Below are 18,967 nucleotides of genomic sequence, written 5' to 3'. Positions count from 1 at the left end.
GCGCTCGTGGCTACGCGAATATCGAAACCATGCGTACCGTGCTGTTCCTGATCGCTGGCAAGCTCAACTTCACTTCGATCAACCCGCATACCGCATAACCCATTTGAATTTCAAAAGAGCCAATTTCTTTTTAAAGCTTTCCGCGATAAGAGTCTTCCCTGCCCCCCCCCCCCCTTCTCCCACTACAAGAAGTCCTCCAGGAAAGCGAAATTTTCTTGCCTTTCCCATAAGAACATCGATAGTTGCGGTTGCTTGGACAAGTGCAGATGTATCTAATGTAATCTTGTCAACGTACTCTGCTCTCTGGTCAGGTCGCGTATAAACTCGACCCAAAGGAAGGAAAGCAGAAATGTTCAAGGTACCGCACCAGGTGTACACGGCAGAGTTCAGGCAAGCCGCCGTGCAACGAATCAAGGATGGGCAAGGCGTCAGTGCCGTGGCCCGCGAATTGGGTATGTCGACGCAGACCCTGCGCAACTGGCTGAAGGCTTTCGAGGCCGGCAAGCTGAATGGCCCCGGGGCGAAGGCCGTCACGGCGGAACAGATGGAGCTGTCGCGACTGCGAGCGGAGAACAAGCGCTTGCAGATGGAGCTGGAAATCGCAAAAAAAGCGGCGGCGTTCTTCGCGAAGGACCTCCTGTGAAGTTCGCCTGGATTGACACACAGTGCCGGCAATACCCGCTTGCGGCGCTGTGCGAGGTCCTTGGCGTGAGCGTCAACGGCTATCGTGCGTGGAAGCGCGGCGGCACGCCCGAGCGCCAGCGGCTGACCGATGCACAGTTGCTCACGTTGATTCGGACGATTCACGCCGAGGTCAAAGGTGCCTACGGCTCGCCGCGCATGACCGAAGAGGTTCGCTCTCGCGGCTTTCCAGCCAGCAAAGCGCGGATAGAGCGGTTGATGAGCGCCAACGGTATTCGAGCCCGCCACAAGCGCCGTTACCGCGTGACAACCGATTCCCGGCACAAACTGCCGGTCGCGCCGAACGTGTTGAACCGCAACTTCACGCCGGCACAGCCCAATCAAGTGTTCACCTCGGACATCACGTACATCTGGACCGATGAAGGTTGGCTGTACCTGGCCGTCACGCTGGACCTGTTCAACCGGGAAGTCGTGGGCTGGTCGGTGAAGCCGCGCATGACGACGGAACTCGTGTCCGACGCCCTGACGATGGCATGGTTCCGCCGCCGGCCCGGGCCCGGCGCGCTGCATCATTCGGATAGAGGCAGTCAATACGCCAGCCACGACTTCCAGCGAAAACTGAACTCGTACGGCATGCAATGCTCGATGAGCCGCAAAGGCAGTTGCTGGGATAACGCGCCAACGGAAAGCTTCTTCAACAGCTTGAAGAACGAGCGCGTGTATGGCACGAGGTATCGCACGCATCGCGAAGCCGTCGCGGACTTGTTCGAATACATCGAAGTGTTTTATAACCGCAGTCGTCGTCATTCATCGCTTGGCTTCATGTCGCCAACCCAGTTCATGCAAGACTGGCTTGTGGCTCGACGGACAAGGGATACGGCTGCATAACCCGGGGCCTTTGGAAGGCGAAAAACCGGGGGAACCTCAGTTGCTTCGAGATGACTGGAGATATATCGACGAAGTAGAGAGACGTTCGCGACGCGCGGCTTTATGATGATCTGATCGTCGGTGAGAAATTCAAGCCGTTTGCCAACAGCCATCAACCGCGCGGCTACTTCGGCATACCGCTGGACATTTTCGTCTTTGACGAGGATCGGTAAAGGCTTTACCTCTACAAAACACTCCCCCAAAGGCCCACGTACTAAAAGATCAGGGTAGTAACGACGGGGGATGCCGTCCAGGTGATATCTCAGCTCATCGGGCTGGGTGGCCACAAAATCGAGGCCCTGCGACAGTGCTAGCGTCGCGAGCGTCATTCGCTCCCCATAGGACTCCCACTCAAGAGGCCAAGGTGATCGTGATGGAAGGGAAAATCCTCCAACGATTCTGTAGGGGGTACTGGTAACGATCGTCCGCGCCGGCAGTTTGCGCTCGCGATCCGCGGGCAGAGATTCAAGGTTGTCCCATTCGAGGGCAACGCTAACATCCGGTGCGATCGTTTTCTTCTTACGCTTGCTTGGAAATGGCATTTCGCGTCCCTTTTTGGGGACGCGCAAGTCCATTTCTGCGGCGTCCCCGAAGAAAATTGACAAAAAGGGAGCCTTGACGCGCCTGCCAGCAAAGCTTGATACTGAAGACTCTCCCGGGCCTCAGTGACGCATTGCTGAGCCCACGCGGCGGGAAGGCTCGAAAGGGTTTTCTCGCCGTTTCTCGTTTACATGGTGGCCTCCTGTTCGAGAGTGCTTCGAACTGAAGTCAGATGGCGCAGAAAAGCTCGCGTCGCTTTCAGCTGTTCCGCAGATAACGTCGTGACGGCAAAAAGCACCTCCGCCAACTCGGGTGGCGCCCGTCGCGAGAGTTGTGCTTTCAAATGATGGGACAACGCTAGTTGCTCCAGTGCGCGGCGATCCTCTGGACTAGCATCTAGACCGTCCAGAATTCGGGCAAGTACTTCAGGGGATGGTGGGGGACGACGGGCGTTCTCCAACGAGGCGAGGTACGAGGGGTCGAGGCCGCTACGTTGAGCGACGGTCTTCTGCCTTAGACCGCTCCGGCGCCGGGTCAAAAGGAGACATTCCGCGAAGGAAATTTTGGGGGCCTGGGCGTCCATTTTGGGACTAGGTTGCACTTTGCATGACAATAGAAGACGAGAGCGCAGCAGTCAACGTCTCCACCCCGGTGTGCCACGCCAACAATTTGATTAGGAATACGTTTGAAATGGCAAAAAAATATATGCATTCTGTTTCTGCGTAACCCAATACCCAAAATTCCAAGCTGGAGATCTGGCAAATTTATGATTTCTTTCCGCCGTCAAGAGGGCGCGGCGTCAAGGTGCCCCACCAAACCAGTTTGCGCCCTGACGTTGATTTTTTGAATCGCTTCGCCACGCTTGATAGCGAAGACTTCCGCCGTGGCTTGCAGGGACGTGGGACTCGTCGCCCCTATTTCGCTAACGACGAAATGATCGCGCGAATTGCTGGCGCATTTGGTTAAGCGTTCATACGTTAGAAGGGAACCATCTCAGAGCGTTGTTCCAGCGTTGTTCCAAAAACCTTGACAACGTGATGTCAATCGACAACACTTGAATCCGGAACAACATTGGAACAACGGAGCTGAGCTATGACGGACGCCTTCTACACAGCGAGCCTGAGCCGGACCCAAGGCAGGAGCACCTGGGCCATCATCTTCCGGCATCCGAAGCGCACCGACCCGACAACTGGAAAGACAGGGCTCCGGGTGCGGCAGAGCTTGAAGACCGACGATGAGCAGGAGGCGGCGAAGCTCCGGGACGACATGAACGTCCTACTCTCTAGCCCGCACCTGTGGGACCTCGGCGCGCGCGACCAGGCCCTCGTCGCGCTCGATACCCGCGTCGTGGACATCTTCTATTACAAGCTCGAAGGTAGTGAGACCAACTTTCTCGACCTGCGTGAGGCGGCTATAGCCCTGCCCTCCGCGCAATCGAGCGAATACCGCCGTGCGCTTCTCGTCGGCACCACGGGCGCCGGGAAAACGACACTGCTACGTCAGATCATCGGCACCGATCCGGCGCGCGAACGCTTCCCATCCACTTCCACAGCGAAGACCACCGTCCACGAGACGGAGATCATCCTGAGCGAAGGCGCATACCGCGCCGTGGTGACGTTCTTCCCGATGGAGGACGTGCGCGAACACCTGAAGGAATGCGCGTCGGCGGCGGTCCTAGCCGTCTACCGCGGCGAGCCCGAAAGCGAGCAAATGCGCCGTCTTCTGACTCACGTCAACCAGCGCTTCCGCTTCAACTACGTGCTGGGCAACGGACCGGTGAAGGAGGTAAGCGACTTCGATGATGAGCCCGAGGCTGGCGAACCCTCAGAGAATAGCGACTTGCTCCGGCACACGGACGAGGTCCTGGCGCAGGCGCTTGCTGCACTCAAGGACGTCACGCTCCGACACAGCGACGGACTGCGACAGGAACTGAACGCGACGGATGAGAAAGACCAGCGCGTTATCGACGAGTTGTTCGAGGAAGAGTTGGACAACCGGATCCGCGACGACGAGGCTTTTCAGCAGGTTGTGGACGCGCTAATGGACGAGATCGAGGAGCGCTTCGCTCTGCTCGCCGAAGGCAAGCTTCAGAAGACGAAGGTCGGCTGGCCAGTGAGCTGGATGTTGGAAACGGAAGACCGGGACGCCTTCATCCGGACGCTGGCCCGCTTTTCCTCGAACTATGCACCGCTCTTCGGCACGCTGTTGACTCCACTGGTCAATGGCGTTCGTGTCGCCGGGCCGTTCAAGCCAACGTGGACAAACGACGTGCCGAAGCTCGCGTTGCTCGATGGTGAGGGTCTAGGCCACACGCCGCGATCTATGTCCACTATTTCGACGACGCTCGCGAAACGCATTGAGATGGTGGACGCTGTCATCCTGGTCGACAACGCGACCCAGCCGATGTTGGCTGCGCCCGTGGCGGCCATGAAGGAGCTTGTGTCCTCGGGTAGCGCGCCGAAGCTGATCTTCGCGTTCACGCACTTCGACCAGGTGGAGGGCGACAACCTGCCGACCCCGGCAGCGCGGGTACATCACGTCCTCGCCTCTGCCGAAAACGTGCTCGCCTCCATCGGCGAGGATCTCGGGCCCTTTGCCGAGCGTGCTCTGCGGGCGCGATTGACTAGCACGCGAGTGTTCCTCTCCAGCATCGACGCCAAGCTCGACGAAACGTCCGCCGACGGACAGCGAACGATCAAGCAGATCGACAAACTGCTGGAGATCGTGGATGGCATCGTCTCGCGGCCGAAGCCGGCCGACTCGCGCCCGGCCTATGACCGCATGAACCTGGTTCTCGCAGTCGAGCGCGCCGCAGAGACTTTCCGCAACGCATGGCGGCCTCGCCTTGGTCTCACCGTCAAACAAGGATTCGAGAAAGAGCACTGGACGCGGATCAAGGCGCTCAGCCGACGGCTCGCAACCGGCATTGGGGATGAGTACGACAGCCTGAGGCCCGTCGCGGATTTGAAGCAACAGCTCCAGCAGCGCCTTTATGTCCTCCTTCAAAACCCGATTTCGTGGTCCGGGCCAGAGCCGAGCGACGACGACAAGCAGCATCTTTACGATGCCATCGCCGAGGAACTAAGCCGCAAGCTCATCGAGCTTGCCTCCCGACGCGTCCGCACCGAGCGCCTGTCGGAGTGGCGCAGCGCGTTCGACGAATCCGGACCGCGTTCGACCTTTCGGCGCGCCGAGCTGATCGCCGGACAAATCTACGACCGCGCCGCGCCAATCCCAGACGTGACGCCCTCGCCGGATCGCAACGCATTCCTGCAGGAGGTCGCCGAGGCGACGCGTGAGGCCGCTGAATTTATCGGAGCAAAGCTCTTATGAACGGGAAGGGAAGCGGTGTGACGGCGACGGAGCGACTGCTCGCGGAGTTCTGCGAGCGGTCGTTCCTGAAGCTCTGGAGCTATCCGAACCCGTACAAGGACGACGGACACGAGTTGTGCGACTTGCTAGCGGTCTTCGACGACACCTTGTTCGTCTTCTTCGACCGCGAGAACGCGCTGCCCGAATTTCCCGACAGGGACCCGCAGGTCCTGTGGGACCGCTGGAAGCGCAACGTCATCGACCGTCAGGTTAGGACCGCGCATGGGGCTGAACGCTACATCCGCAGTGGCAGGCCGATATTCCTGGATGCCAAGCGCGAGGAGCCCTTGCCGATCCCGTTCGACCGGGATAAAGCGGTGATCCACAAAATCATCGTCGCCCATGGTGCGAGGGACGCCTGCGAACGGGCGTCGCAGCAGAATGTCTACGGTAGCCTCGCGATCACCTACACGGAGACCGAGGGAGGCCCGACCGAACCGTTCCACATCGAAATCGACAAGCGCAACCCGGTCCATGTGCTCGACAGCCACAACATGCCGATCGTGCTGCGCGAACTGGACACGGTCAACGACTTCAAGGCGTATCTCGACGAGAAGGTTCGGGCTTCCGCCGCCTTCGACCATCTGAGCTATTGCGGCGAGGAGGACCTCCTCGGCCACTATCTCCTAAACTACGACGCCGCGACGCAACGCCACGTGATCGGCCCCAAGGAGAAGGGGCAGTTCAACGGCGTAATGATCGGCGAGGGCGAGTGGCACGACTTCGTGCAGACCGACCTCTACAAGAATACAAAGAAGGAAGATCGCATCTCGTACTTCTGGGACAAACTGATCCAGAGAACGTGCCAGAACAGCTTGGACGGCACGCTCGGCGGCAACTCCGACATCGCACGAGGCAAAAGCGCCATCTATGAGATGGTTAAGGAACCACGCTTTATGCGTCGGGGCCTGGCAGCGAGGATGTTAACCGCCGTCGAGCGCTTTCCCGACACCGGTCCGTTCACGCGGCAGGCGACATTCCTTCCCTCGTTCGAGCCGAATGTCGGCTACGTCCTCCTGCAACTACGTGCGCCCGACGCGTTCCGCTCCGAACCGGACTATCGCGAGAAGCGGCAAACTCTTCTGGAGATCGCATGCGGCGCGGCGAAGAACAAGTTTCCGCATCTGGTTAAGGTCATCGGGATCGGCATTGATGCCCCCAAGTTCTCAGGCGGCACAGTCGCCGAGGATTTCATCCTGATGCAGTGCGAGACGTGGCCCGAAGAAATGAAGGCCCACTACGAGGAGATGAACCAAGAGTGGAATTTCTTCGGAACGCCTGCCCTGCGGCAGTTCCAGGACTGCGTCACGCAGTTTGTGCCGCCGCCACGCGCCGCCAAACCGGCAAAACCTGGCAAGGTCGGCCGCAATGATCCGTGCCCATGCGGCTCAGGGAAGAAGTACAAGAAATGCCATGGCTAAACATGCGCAGGAGCCGAAACGCCGTTAGGGGCGATCCTTAGCTTCGCATTTTCACACGTCCTCGGTCAGCCGGACGAGACAAGTCTGCTTCGGTCAGTACAACCGCCGCAAACTGACCCAAGGCGGACATTGAGGCGAAATCCAAGAGCAGCCTTTTTTGTTCGATATCCGGACTGCTGTATCTGTTTCGCTGTTGGCTCCTCGGATAAACACGCGTGTATACTTTGCAACCTGCAGTACGAACAAAGTCCGTATCGTTTTAAGCATTGCCTCCTATGAAAAACGAAATAACAGCGATTTTGAGAGAGAAGGCACCGCTTAAAGCACGCGAGATTGCCCGGAAACTCAACACGGAGCGCCGCATCGTCAATCAAATTCTGCATGCGAACGACTCGATATTTGTTAAGGATGCGAACGACCAATGGTCGCTACGCGCCCCCGACGAATTGGTTGTGGAGTTTTCATTCCCAGGGTGGCTTCGGCCGGATCAATTTGAGCAGGTTTTGAATGCATGCGGCTCTCCGCTGGATTCGACATGCGCTCGCATACGTTTCGTCTTTCCAGAGGGTTTGAACATTCTGCTGGAGGCCGCGGCCCGGCTGCTGGCACTCTGCAATCAACTGATCTACGAAGGGAAATCCGTGTCCCTCGTGCTCCCGGATATCAAGGTTTCGGCCTATTTGAACCGCGCCGGGTTTTTCGATCTTCTGGACGTCGAAGTCGCGGTCGTTCCGTCCCGCCCGAAATCTTCGACGGCACAGTCACGTCACGGGCAGACTGACTCGCTCGTTGAGGTCGCAAAAATCGATCTTGCAAATATCGACACGAACATCCCCCATCGCCTTCGAGAAGCGGTTGGTGCGCATGCAAACGAACAGCGGCAGATGGGCTCGATCTTGAGCGAACTCTTCCATAACATTTGCGAGCATTCGAGTTCACCCATCCCGGGATTTGCTGCGCTCCAACTGTACAAGAGAGGCGCCGACCCGTATGTGAGCACCGTATTTTCGGACAACGGCACTGGAATTGTGGGAACATTGTGGCCCGCACTGCCAAAGGAAACACGCGCCCTGCTTGAGTCGTCAGGAAAAGATGCAGGCGTTGCGCTGATCGAGAAAATTTTCTCCGAAGGGCATCTGAGCCGCTTGCAGGATGCAGCGCGAGGACTCGGCCTCAAAAGCACCAGCGACTACGCCGAGAAGTTCAATGGCAGCATTGTGGTTCGCCAGGAAACGTTCGAAGTCACGCTGACATATCGAAAAGGCGAGAAGAAATTTTCCCATCAATTGGGATTGCAACCGCTGCGCGGGACCCATATCTGCGTCAAGTTTTACTTGACGGGCAAAAACGCTGCCCGTTAAATTAGCGCGATGAACCAGATTGCTAATTTTCGCGTAGAGCTACGCGCGCTGACCAGAACGGAGTTTCCTTACGGAAACGCAGAGGGTCGGGAAGTTTTCAGCCGACTCAACGAAATCGTTAGCTCCCACACCAACCCGACGATTTTTCGGATTTCCCTTCTCGGAATCGAGGGTACTGACGCGTCCTTTCCTCGTGAAAGCGTGTTCGCGATTGCCCGGCTGTATCGGGACAAGCACTGGTTCTACCTGACGGACGTAAAGGATCGAGATCTGGTGGACAACTGGAAGTACGCTGCCCAAGCGCAAAACCAGCCGCTCGTGATCTGGCGCTCGGAGTCGGACTTCGAAGTAATCGGACCCGAAATCAGCCCGGCGGCCAATGAACTGCTGAACTACGTGCTCAAGCACGGACGCGTCGGCACGAGCCAGGTTGCCGCGGATCTGGCGATCTCCGTCCCCAACGCGAGTACGCGCCTGAAGAAGCTGGTCAGTGACGGCTATCTCCTTCGGCGCGAAGACACGGCCGATACGGGTGGCGTCGAGTACATCTACATGCCGATCCGGCAATCTGCATAAACAGCTTGCTTTAATCAGATTACGGGAATAGAATGCCATCGTCTGTCCCTTGTGGCGGTTTGCGCCATGTTAAACAGACTAATTTAAGCAGATTTAAAAGGACATTCCATATGCTGAACCCCTCCGAAACCGCGTACCCGATTGAGGTCGCCTTCCAGGGCACGACCTTTGCCAAGGTCGAGTCGCCCACCCACACTGCTCTTGGCCGCGAGATTCTGGCCACCGCTGGCTATCCGGCCGATGACCGTTTCAGTCTCTACAACATCCTCGATACCGGCGACTTCCAGATGGTGCGCTTGGACGAAACGCTGGACCTCCGTCGCCCGGGGGCCGAGCGCTTCATTGTTTTTGAATCGGATCGCGACTTCAAATTCAAGCTCAACGAGCGCGAAGGCCTCTGGGGTGTACCGACGATCACGGGCTCAGACTTGTACGCACTGGCCAAGCCGGCAGTCGGATACGCGGTATTCCAGATCAATCAGCACGGCGAGGCTCGCCAGCTCGAACTTGAGGATCGTATCGAACTCGGTCACGCCGGCGTTGAGCATTTCAAGACCGCGCCCAAGCACGAGCACCTTTACGAAATCATCATCAACGGCCGCAAGTACGAAGTCTGCGACGCCCGCGTGACGTTCGACCAACTGGTCGCGCTTGCGTATCCGGGCCCGGCACCGCAGCCCAACATCGCATACACGGTCACCTACCGCAAAGTCGCCTCGTTTCCGCATGAAGGCGAGCTCGGTGCGGGCGGTTTTGTCACTGTCAAGGACGGGAGTATCTTCAATGTCGGCCGCACTATTCAATCGTAATCCGGACCTCAAGCGTCTCTGCGACGAGGGATACCAGATCCGCGTCCAAGACGGGGCGCTGGTGATGTCCGACGTTCCCTACGTGAACGCGAAGGGAGAGGTGAAGCGTGGCTCAATCATCTCTCCGCTCAGTTTGGCGGGTGACGTGACGCAAAAGCCGGAACCGCACACGGTGCATTTCGAGGGCGAGTTTCCGTGTGATGCGCAGCGCAACCCGCTTCGACACATCGCCGCGGGCAACCAGGTTCCCGCGGACCTGCACGCGGTGATGCGCCATTACCTGTCGACCAAGCCCGACAGCAACGGCTACACCGACTTCTATCAAAAGATGGCGACCTACGCGAGCCTCATCGCGGGGCCGGCATCCGTGGTTGATGGCACCGCGAGCGCGCGAAAAGTGTGGCAGGTGATGCCTGACGACGACAGCGTTTTCAACTACATCGAGAACGCATCGGGACGCGTCGGTATTGAGCGGCTCACTGAACTCTTGTCGGGCGAACGCATTGCGATCATCGGCGTCGGCGGCACCGGATCCTACGTGCTGGACCTTGTGGCAAAGACGCCCGTTCTTGAGATCCGTCTCATCGATGCCGATGAGTTCTTGCAGCACAATGCTTTTCGCGCTCCGGGTGCCCCGACGATTGACGAACTTCGAACGGTCCCGAAGAAGGTCCACTACTTCCGCGACATCTACAGCAAGATGCGACGCGGTATTCATGCCCACCCGGTCGAGCTCGACGCGACCTCCGCACACCTGCTTGAAGGCGTCACGTTCGCGTTCTTGTGCATGGACCCTGGCCAATCGAAACGTGTTGCTGTCGAATTTTTCGAGACACGCGGCGTGCCGTTCATCGACGTCGGAATGGGCCTTGAACTCACGGACGGCAGCTTGGGAGGCATCTTGCGCGTTACGCTCAGCACGGCCGAAGAGCGTGGGATCGCTCGCCAGAAGATCTCGTTCGAGGAGCGCAGCGGCGACAATGTCTACGCGTCAAACATTCAGGTCGCGGATCTGAACGCGTTGAACGCTACTCTCGCTGTGATTCGCTGGAAGCGATATCGCGGCTTCTATCGAGACCTGGAAGGCGAGCACCACAGTGCCTATACCACGGATGGTAACCATCTGGCGAACGGGGCTGCTGCATGATTCGTCACCATCGTATCGAGCCCCGCTTTGTGACCGAGGTCCCACGGGACCTCGAATCCGGCGTGCTCTACATCTCGACGGAATACGGAACGGCCGTGCATAGCTGCTGCTGCGGGTGCGGTCAGGAAGTCGTCACGCCACTGACCCCGACGGACTGGAAGCTTTCAATGCACGGCAATACCGTCTCGCTTTGGCCCTCTGTCGGGAACTGGAATCTTCCGTGCAAATCTCATTACGTCATTAGGGGGAATCTGGTGATCGAGGCTGCGCCGTGGACCCCGAAAAAGATCGAATCCGAGATCCGGCGAGACAAGGCGGCGAAGGCCAGTTATTACAGCCATCAGGCTAAGGGCGACTCGAGCGCAGACGCGAAACGCGACTCGAATGACAGACCGCAAGTTCCAGCAAGGGCCGAGGGTTGGCTGGCGCGGCTCCTGCGGTGGATTTTCGGTTGAGACCGGCTCCGGGTTCGAAGCGCGATTCGAAGCGACGCTCTCTGTGGGTGCTCTCAATGCGAGAGTGCCCACATTACCCTGACCTCTCCTAGCAGCCCCGATGCGCCAATTGGCAAACCAAGTCGGCCTGCCTCTTGGCGATGTTTTTTTGCATCGCCCCCCACATTCGATAGCAAAGGCTGGCATCGCGACTTCAGGGTCTCGGGGATTCTAGATCGCGAAGATTCAGGACTATCCGCGGGAAACGCCTCGGCAGTAAGAGTTGGCGTCAGCGCGAAGAAATCGTACCGGATTTGCATTGCATCTAGGCATCGCCGCTCGACATAGATGTCAATGTGCTCAACTTAAGTGGCAAACGACAGCCCTTTTTGACCAACCTCAAAAAATTGATTTACCGACCGGTCGGTTGGTTTATACTGCGCCATACCCAACACCGACGAGAGCGTCTCCATGTACACGCAATCCCTCGACATTCCTGGCAATGTCGCCCCGCTCGATGCGGACGCGGCCTCGCCTGAACAGGCGCAGTTCGACGCCATCATGGCCGCCGACGGCAAGATCGAGCCGCAGGACTGGATGCCCGAAGCCTATCGCAAGACGCTCGTGCGCCAGATCTCGCAGCACGCGCACTCGGAAATCGTCGGCATGCTGCCGGAAGGCAACTGGATCTCGCGCGCGCCGAGCCTCAAGCGCAAGGCGATCCTGCTCGCCAAGGTGCAAGACGAAGCGGGTCACGGCCTCTATCTCTATAGCGCGGCGGAAACGCTCGGCGTTTCGCGCGACCAGCTGGTCGACGCGCTCCACGCCGGCAAGGCCAAGTATTCGAGCATCTTCAATTACCCGACGCCCACGTGGGCCGACGTCGGCGTGATCGGCTGGCTCGTCGACGGCGCCGCGATCATGAACCAGATCCCGCTGTGCCGCTGCACCTACGGGCCGTACGCTCGTGCGATGATCCGCATCTGCAAGGAAGAGTCGTTCCACCAGCGCCAGGGCTTCGATGCCCTGCTCGCCATGATGAGCGGCACTGAAGCGCAGCGCGAACTCGTTCAGCAAGCCGTGAACCGCTGGTGGTGGCCGGTGCTGATGATGTTCGGCCCGAGCGACGCCGATTCGGTTCACAGCAACCAGTCGGCCAAATGGGGGATCAAGCGCATTTCGAACGACGACCTGCGTCAGAAGTTCGTCGATGCCACGGTCGAGCAGGCCAAGGTGCTCGGCGTCACGCTCCCCGATGCCGATCTGAAATGGAACGAGGCACGCGGTCACTACGACTACGGCGTGATCGACTGGGAAGAATTCTGGCGCGTCGTGAACGGCGACGGCCCGTGCAATCGCGAGCGTCTCGGCACGCGCGTGAAGGCGCACAACGAAGGTGCGTGGGTGCGCGAAGCCGCCCTCGCCCATGCCGAAAAACAGCGTCAGCGCGCTGAGAAGCACGCCGCGTAACTCACTGAAACCCACATGGAGCCGGAGCTAGTGCGAAGCACGCGCTCCGGCCGACACAGGAAGGAGATCCACGATGAACAAGGAATGGCCGATCTGGGAAGTGTTCGTGCGCAGCAAACAGGGCCTCGACCACAAGCACTGCGGCAGCCTGCACGCCTCAGACGCGTCGATGGCGCTGCGCATGGCGCGCGACGTCTACACGCGCCGTCAGGAAGGCGTGAGCATCTGGGTGGTGCCGTCGTCGGCGATCACGGCGTCGGATCCGGGCGAGAAGGCCGAGCTCTTCGAGCCGGCCGGCGACAAGATCTATCGCCACCCGACGTTCTACACGCTGCCCGACGAAGTCAACCACATGTAAGAGCGCCAACATGACGACGCCCACGCCCGAACATCTCGCCTACGTGCTGCGCCTCGCCGATACGGCGCTGATCCTCGGTCAGCGCAACACGGAATGGTGCGGCCACGGTCCGATCCTCGAAGAGGACATCGCCCTCGCCAATATGAGCCTCGACCTGATCGGTCAGGCGCGCCTGCTCTACACGCACGCCGCCACGCTCGAAAAGGCCCTCACCGGCCGCGAGCGCACCGAGGACGATTACGCTTACTTCCGCGCCGAGCGCGAGTTCGCGAACTACACGCTCGCGGAGCTGCCGCACTTCGGCCCGCTCGTCGGCACGACGCATTCGTCCAATGATTACGCCGTGACGATCGTGCGCAACTTCCTCTACGCCTCGCTGATGGCACATCTGTGGACCGCGCTGCTGCGCTCCGCCGATCCGCAACTGGCCGCGATCGCCGAGCGTTCGATCAAGGAAACGCGCTACCACGTGCATCACGCGCGCGAGTGGCTGATCCGCTTCGGTGACGGCACGGACGAATCGCACAACCGCGCCCAGGCCGCGCTCGACTGGCTGATGCCGTACACGCGCGAATTCTTCAGCACCGACGCCGTGGAAGCGGCTGTCGCCGAAGCCGGCGTCGCGCCGCTTGCTGCGCAGCTCGAAGCCGCGTGGCGCGCGGACGTGGAAGCCGCGTTCGAAGAAGCCACGCTCACCGCGCCCGCGCCGGTCAAGCACGTGACGACCGGCAAGCTCGGCGAGCACTCGGAACACATGGGCTTCGTGCTCGCCGAGATGCAGAGCCTCGCGCGCCAGCATCCGGGCGCGCGCTGGTAAGCAGCGCGCGCAGTTTCATACCCGCAGCCACCTGCAGGAAAAGAGGAAGTCACGATGCAAGCAACGGCAGACCGCGCACTCGAACGCGCGTGGGAAGTGCTGGAATCGGTGCCCGATCCGGAGATTCCGGTCGTGTCGATTCGCGAACTCGGCATCCTGCGCGACGTGCGCCGCGCCGCCGATGGCCAGATCGAAGTGGTTATCACACCCACTTACTCGGGCTGCCCGGCGATGTCGCAGATCGCGGAAGACGTCGCACACGCGCTCGACGTCGCCGAACTGGCGCCGTACCGCATCGCGACGACCTTGACGCCCGCGTGGACCACCGACTGGATCACCGACGAAGCGCGCGAGAAGCTGCGCGCCTATGGCATCGCGCCGCCCACGGGCAATTGCGGCAGCGGCACGGTTCAAGCCGGCGAGCAGCCGATCACGTTCATGCCGAAACCGCTGCCTGTGCCCGCCTGCCCGCACTGCGGCTCGCACCATACCGAACGTCTCGCGCAATTCGGTTCGACCGCGTGCAAGGCGCTCTACCGCTGCATCGACTGCCGCGAACCCTTCGACTACTTCAAACCCTACTGATATGGCCACTCCGCAATTCCATTCGCTGCGCATCCGCGAAGTGCGGCCCGAAACCGCGGACGCGGTCTCCGTCGCTTTCGAAGTCCCGCCCGAGCTGCGCGACGCGTATCGCTTCACCCAGGGGCAGTTCGTCACGCTCAAGACCCATATCGAAGGCGAGGAGACGCGCCGTTCGTACTCGATCTGCGTCGGCGTGACCGACTACGACCGCGACGGCGAACTGCGTATTGGCATCAAGCGCGTGCGCGGCGGGCGTTTCTCGAACTTCGCGTTCGATCAGCTCGCCCCGGGCCACGAAATCGACGTGATGACGCCCGACGGGCGCTTCTTCACCCACCTGAACGCCGACCACGGCAAGCACTACGTGGCGTTCTCGGGCGGCTCGGGCATCACGCCGGTGCTGGCGATCATCAAGACGACGCTCGAAACGGAGCCGCGCAGCGAATTCACGCTGGTCTACGGCAACCGCAGCGTCGATCAGATCATGTTCGCCGAAGACCTGGAAGACCTGAAGAACCGCTTCATGAACCGCTTCCGGCTCTACCACGTGCTCTCCGACGACATCCAGGACGTCGAGCTTTTCAACGGCGTGCTCGATCAGGCCAAGTGTGCGGAGTTTCTCGCAACGCTGTTGCCGGTCGACGAAATCGACGAAGCGTTCATCTGCGGCCCCGGCCCGATGATGGATGCCGCCGAAGCTGCGCTCAAGGAAGGTGGCGTACCGCAGCAGAAGGTGCACGTCGAGCGCTTCGGCTCGCCGCTGCCGCAGGCGGGCGTGCCGCAGGTCGAGATCACCGAAAGCACGCCGGCCGCCGATCTGGAAATCGTCATCGACGGCAAGAAGCGCAAGCTGCGCCTGCCCTACGAGGGTGTGAGCCTGCTCGACGTCGGCCTGAAAGCGGGGCTGGCGCTGCCCTACGCGTGCAAGGGCGGCGTGTGCTGCACCTGCCGCGCGAAGGTGCTCGAAGGCGAGGTGAAAATGGACAAGAACTACACGCTCGAAGAGCAGGAAGTGCGAGACGGGTTCGTGCTCACCTGCCAGTGCCATCCGGTCAGCGAGCGCGTGGTAGTGAGCTTCGACGAGCGATGACGAAAGCGGCGGGGCCTGTTCGCGCCCCGCGGCATCGTGCGAGGTCGTCCGATTTCAGGAATAAGCCTTAAATCAACGACACGCTTTCGGCCCGCAGGCGATCCGCTTACACTAGGGGCCGCCCGCCGGTGTTGCAGCGCAGCGCTGCACACTCGCGGGCGGCCCCTTTTGTCTTTGGCGCGCTTTCAGGCGTCTTCGGCGTTCAAACAAAGCGAACGCAACGAGTTGTCGATGACCACGATCCACCTCATCCACGGCGAGCCGGCAGCGGCCGCGCTGCGTCAGGCCCTCCAGGCCCGTGAAGCTTCGCGCCGCAGCGAAAACGCACCCGCAGGGGGACCGGCCGAGCGCGTGATCGCACTGGCCGACGACCTGACGGTCGGGCCGCTGCGCGACATCGACGAGACAGGCAACCCGGGGGCCACACAGCGCACGGCTTTCTGGCAACGCCTGGACGGCATGCCCGAGACGCTCGTGCAGGACGACTGCATGGCGCTGGCCGCCCTGGAGGCCAGCGACGCCCACGTTGTGATCTGGCACACACACAACGCCGCCGACCAGCTCGCGCTACGGCGCGTCTGCTACCGGCTGCGTAACGCGCCCCAGCGCCTGAACGAGGTGCGCCTCGCGGCGGACGACCTGGCCGGGCCGCCCGATGCGGCCGCCGCACGTCTGCTGGCGCACCTGCCGGACGCCGCACCGATTTCGGTGCTGCGCATTACGCGGCTCGCGCTCGAATGGCAGGAAGCGAAGTTCGCCAACGGCGAGATGCGCCGCTGGCGCGACAATACGTTCACGAGCGGCACGTGGGCCGATCTGGATGCGCTGATCCTGGAGATCCTTGGCGCGTCCCAGCCTGCCAGCACGTCAGGCACGGCGGGCACGTCTTGGCTCGCATGCGACACACTCGGCGCGGCGCTCGTGCGTGGCGGCGCGGGTCTCACGGTCGGCGAGCCGTTCGTGCTCTGGCGCCTGCGCGAGCTGGCCGCCGCCGGTGAATTGCGCCTGCGCGACGACATGTGCGTCGCGCAGGCGAGCGCCGCCGAAGCCAGCGCGTGCGCCACCACTCACCGTTCGCACGGCGCACGTCCCGCGCTCCCACGCACCGCAGCCCATCTTTCCCTTCCCCGCTGATACTCCATGGCACGCACCCGAGCGCCCGACCACGAAACGCAACGCGACCAGATCCTCGAGCTCGCGGCCGCCAAGTTCGCACAAACGAGCTACCCAAGCACGTCGATGTCCGATCTCGCTGCGGCGAGCGGGACTTCGAAGGCGCGCCTCTACCACTATTACGAGAGCAAGGAAGCCATCCTCTTCGATCTGCTCGACCGCTACACGAAGCGGTTGATGCTGATCATTGCCGAGGTGGAAGGCGCCAGCCAGAGACGGGGCCTCGACGAGCGCGAGACGTTCGCCGAATTGATCCGCGCGTTCCTCGCCGAATACGAGACCTCGCACAGCCGTCATGTGGCCCTGCTCAACGACGTGAAGTACCTCGTCGACGCGCAGCGCGAGATCGTCCTGAACCGCCAGCGCGACGTGGTCGCCGCATTCACGCGCCAGCTTGCGCGTGCCTATCCCGGTCGAGTGACGACGGAAAACCAGACGTCGCTGACCATGATGGTGTTCGGCATGATCAACTGGACCTTCACCTGGCTCAAGCCGGGCGGCCGCATGGGGTACCGGGACTTCGCCGAGCAGGTCATCGAGGTGATCGACCACGGTCTGAAGGCCGTCTGACAGGCGCGATTTTTCAGATCAAATTGATGCAACGCAATAAGTCACATCGACGCAACAGTTGATACGTCAAGCTACCCAAAAAACATAATCGTTTAAAATCAATTATTTACGCGATCAATCCTGGCAATTAGACGCGATCCTCAGATTCGAAATACGGGTTTTCCCTAGATCGCACCCAGGGTTTCCGCTAGAATTCGTTTTGCGGTGCATCATGCGTGCGCCGTACCTCGCATTCTAAGGAGAACCCATCATGAACAAGCTTTCGACCCCTGCTAACGAGCCGATTCTGCCGTCCGGCCGCTCGCTATCGTCCGGTCATTCGCCTGCCATGGTGCGTGTCCTCACCTCTGCCGACCGCGAACGCCTGCTCACGCACTTCCTCGCGCTCGACACCGAGGACCGCCTCCTGCGCTTCGGCCAGGCGGCACCGGATCACGTAATCGAGAACTACGTCCGCTCGATGGACTTCACGCGCGACACCGTCTTCGGCGTGTTCGACCATCAGCTTCAGCTCGTGGGCGTCGGCCATCTGGCCTATCTGCCGGCCGACGGTAACGGCCGCACCGCCGAGTTCGGCGTCTCCGTGCTTGAAAGCGCGCGCGGCCAGGGCATCGGCACGAAACTGTTCGAGCGCGCCGCTATCCGCAGCCGCAACACGCACGTCACCACGCTCTATATGCACTGTCTGTCGCGCAATTCCACGATGATGCATATCGCGAAGAAGTCGGGCATGAAGATCGAGTACGCCTATGGCGAGGCCGATGCGTATCTCTCGCTCGACCCCGCCGACCAGAGCAGCATCATCGCGGAAATGCTCCAGGAGCAGGCGGCCGTGTTCGACTATGCACTCAAACGCCAGGCACGCCAGGCGTCCAGGCTGATCGAGACGATCCTCCCGCAAGCAGTTGCGGCATGACTCCTGCCCCATTGGCTGAAGTAGATCGAGAAAAAGCGGCTTCGGCCGCTTTTTTGCATCTGGGCGGCGTAACCGGCGCCTGAAGGATCAAAGCTAGCGCTCAAATTCAAGGCGCAAATCGGGGCCAACCTGGGCCAAATAGGGTTCAAATAATAGGCAGCGCCGTTGTCTCCTTGAAGGTCTGGAGCGAAAAGCTCGACTTCACATCGATCACCGACGGGTGATGCAGCAACTGGTCCTGCACGAAGCGCGAGAAGTGCGCCATATCCTCCACCTGTACGCGCAGCAGGAAATCCATGTCACCCGTCATCGCGTGACACGCCACCACTTCCGGCCAAGTCTGCACTGCCGCGCGAAAAAGCTCCGCATGAGTGACCCCTTCGCGCCCCGCCGCCGTGGGCCCACGTTTTTCCAGCCGCACGTTCACATAGGCCAGCAGGTCGAGCCCTAGCTTCTGCGCGTCGAGCAGCGCGACATAGCTGCGTATCACACCGATCTCCTCGAGCCGCCGGATGCGCCGCAGGCACGGGCTTGGCGAGAGATTCACACGCTCGGCAATTTCCTGATTCGAGAGCCGGCCATTCTCCTGAAGAATCGCCAGAATCCGCCGGTCGATCGCGTCCAGTTCGATGTCCGCCATTTTCTGCCACCCATTGTCTTGATTAAAGCAGTTTATAGCGCAAATTGCCGATCATGCGACCCAACTCGCAAGCTTTCGCCCAATCTGGACAGCTACACTTTGCCGCACGACATCAGCAT

18 protein-coding genes and 1 pseudogene are annotated in these 18,967 nt (G+C 60.5%); 16 read left to right on the top strand and 3 right to left on the bottom strand.

Annotated features, from left to right (window positions below; translation table 11 throughout):
- Positions 1-349: 349 nt before the first annotated feature.
- Positions 350-1,530 (top strand): IS3 family transposase gene (locus L5014_RS33885; RefSeq protein WP_238468270.1). Its coding sequence is split into 2 segments (ribosomal slippage): positions 350-602 and positions 602-1,530, totalling 1,182 coding nucleotides; the frame shifts between segments, so codons are not numbered across the junction.
- Here L5014_RS33885 and L5014_RS33880 read toward each other — a convergent pair.
- Together L5014_RS33880 and L5014_RS33875 are read right to left on the bottom strand one after the other, a co-directional pair.
- The gene (locus tag L5014_RS33880; RefSeq protein ID WP_238468269.1) at positions 1,446-2,174 is read right to left on the bottom strand and encodes a hypothetical protein; all 729 of its coding nucleotides are present in this window, start codon (positions 2,172-2,174) and stop codon (positions 1,446-1,448) included. The two genes, L5014_RS33885 and L5014_RS33880, sit on opposite strands and share 85 nt — an antisense overlap.
- A 122-nt stretch (positions 2,175-2,296) precedes the next feature.
- Positions 2,297-2,692, bottom strand: coding sequence for a helix-turn-helix domain-containing protein (locus L5014_RS33875; protein WP_238468268.1), 396 nt, complete (start codon positions 2,690-2,692; stop codon positions 2,297-2,299).
- A gap of 509 nt (positions 2,693-3,201) precedes the next feature.
- Between L5014_RS33875 and L5014_RS33870 the strand changes: the two genes are divergently transcribed.
- The 15 genes and pseudogenes from L5014_RS33870 (at position 3,202) to L5014_RS33800 (ending at position 18,208) form a co-directional block, all read left to right on the top strand.
- A complete protein-coding gene (locus L5014_RS33870) occupies positions 3,202-5,442 on the top strand; it encodes an ATP-binding protein (protein WP_238468267.1) in 2,241 nt (746 codons plus the stop codon).
- Between the two features lie 1,370 nt (positions 5,443-6,812).
- Positions 6,813-6,902: pseudogene (locus tag L5014_RS39095) on the top strand (SEC-C metal-binding domain-containing protein); the annotation flags it as partial.
- Positions 6,903-7,177: 275 nt separating this feature from the next.
- A complete protein-coding gene (locus tag L5014_RS33860; protein ID WP_238468265.1) occupies positions 7,178-8,263 on the top strand; it encodes an ATP-binding protein in 1,086 nt (361 codons plus the stop codon).
- Between the two features lie 201 nt (positions 8,264-8,464).
- Complete coding sequence (locus tag L5014_RS33855) at positions 8,465-8,839, top strand: winged helix-turn-helix domain-containing protein (protein ID WP_238468264.1); 375 nt, start codon at positions 8,465-8,467, stop codon at positions 8,837-8,839.
- Positions 8,840-8,949: 110 nt separating this feature from the next.
- The gene (locus L5014_RS33850) at positions 8,950-9,648 is read left to right on the top strand and encodes a multiubiquitin domain-containing protein (protein ID WP_238468263.1); all 699 of its coding nucleotides are present in this window, start codon (positions 8,950-8,952) and stop codon (positions 9,646-9,648) included.
- A complete protein-coding gene (locus tag L5014_RS33845; protein WP_238468262.1) occupies positions 9,623-10,795 on the top strand; it encodes a ThiF family adenylyltransferase in 1,173 nt (390 codons plus the stop codon). The genes L5014_RS33850 and L5014_RS33845 overlap by 26 nt, the downstream gene beginning before the upstream one ends.
- On the top strand, positions 10,792-11,250 hold the full coding sequence (locus L5014_RS33840; protein WP_238468261.1) for a ubiquitination-like system serine protease family protein: 459 nt from the start codon (positions 10,792-10,794) through the stop codon (positions 11,248-11,250). The genes L5014_RS33845 and L5014_RS33840 overlap by 4 nt, the downstream gene beginning before the upstream one ends.
- Positions 11,251-11,700: 450 nt before the next feature.
- On the top strand, positions 11,701-12,699 hold the full coding sequence (paaA, locus tag L5014_RS33835) for a 1,2-phenylacetyl-CoA epoxidase subunit PaaA (protein ID WP_238468259.1): 999 nt from the start codon (positions 11,701-11,703) through the stop codon (positions 12,697-12,699).
- Between the two features lie 73 nt (positions 12,700-12,772).
- The gene (gene paaB, locus L5014_RS33830; protein ID WP_134747545.1) at positions 12,773-13,057 is read left to right on the top strand and encodes a 1,2-phenylacetyl-CoA epoxidase subunit PaaB; all 285 of its coding nucleotides are present in this window, start codon (positions 12,773-12,775) and stop codon (positions 13,055-13,057) included.
- A gap of 10 nt (positions 13,058-13,067) precedes the next feature.
- On the top strand, positions 13,068-13,874 hold the full coding sequence (gene paaC / locus L5014_RS33825; protein ID WP_238468257.1) for a 1,2-phenylacetyl-CoA epoxidase subunit PaaC: 807 nt from the start codon (positions 13,068-13,070) through the stop codon (positions 13,872-13,874).
- 54 nt (positions 13,875-13,928) lie between these two features.
- Entirely contained in the window at positions 13,929-14,459 is a 531-nt protein-coding gene (gene paaD / locus L5014_RS33820; RefSeq protein ID WP_238468255.1) for a 1,2-phenylacetyl-CoA epoxidase subunit PaaD, read from the top strand.
- A gap of 1 nt (position 14,460) precedes the next feature.
- Positions 14,461-15,549 carry a 1,2-phenylacetyl-CoA epoxidase subunit PaaE gene (gene paaE, locus L5014_RS33815; RefSeq protein ID WP_238468253.1) on the top strand — a complete coding sequence of 363 codons (1,089 nt, stop codon included), beginning with the start codon at positions 14,461-14,463 and terminating at the stop codon, positions 15,547-15,549.
- A gap of 231 nt (positions 15,550-15,780) precedes the next feature.
- Positions 15,781-16,683, top strand: a complete 903-nt coding sequence (locus tag L5014_RS33810; protein WP_238468252.1) for a DUF1835 domain-containing protein — start codon at positions 15,781-15,783, stop codon at positions 16,681-16,683.
- A gap of 6 nt (positions 16,684-16,689) precedes the next feature.
- A complete protein-coding gene (locus tag L5014_RS33805) occupies positions 16,690-17,292 on the top strand; it encodes a TetR/AcrR family transcriptional regulator (RefSeq protein ID WP_238468251.1) in 603 nt (200 codons plus the stop codon).
- Between the two features lie 250 nt (positions 17,293-17,542).
- Entirely contained in the window at positions 17,543-18,208 is a 666-nt protein-coding gene (locus L5014_RS33800) for a GNAT family N-acetyltransferase (protein ID WP_238468250.1), read from the top strand.
- A 145-nt stretch (positions 18,209-18,353) separates the two neighbouring features.
- On the opposite strand, the gene L5014_RS33795 is transcribed toward L5014_RS33800, so the two are convergent.
- Positions 18,354-18,848: an Lrp/AsnC family transcriptional regulator gene (locus L5014_RS33795; protein WP_238468249.1), complete on the bottom strand. Its 495-nt coding sequence runs from the start codon at positions 18,846-18,848 to the stop codon at positions 18,354-18,356.
- Between the last annotated feature and the right edge of the window lie 119 nt (positions 18,849-18,967).

The sequence above is a fragment of the Paraburkholderia tagetis genome (genome assembly GCF_022213065.1).
GTDB lineage: Bacteria > Pseudomonadota > Gammaproteobacteria > Burkholderiales > Burkholderiaceae > Paraburkholderia > Paraburkholderia tagetis.
This window is presented reverse-complemented; position numbering and strand designations above follow the sequence as displayed.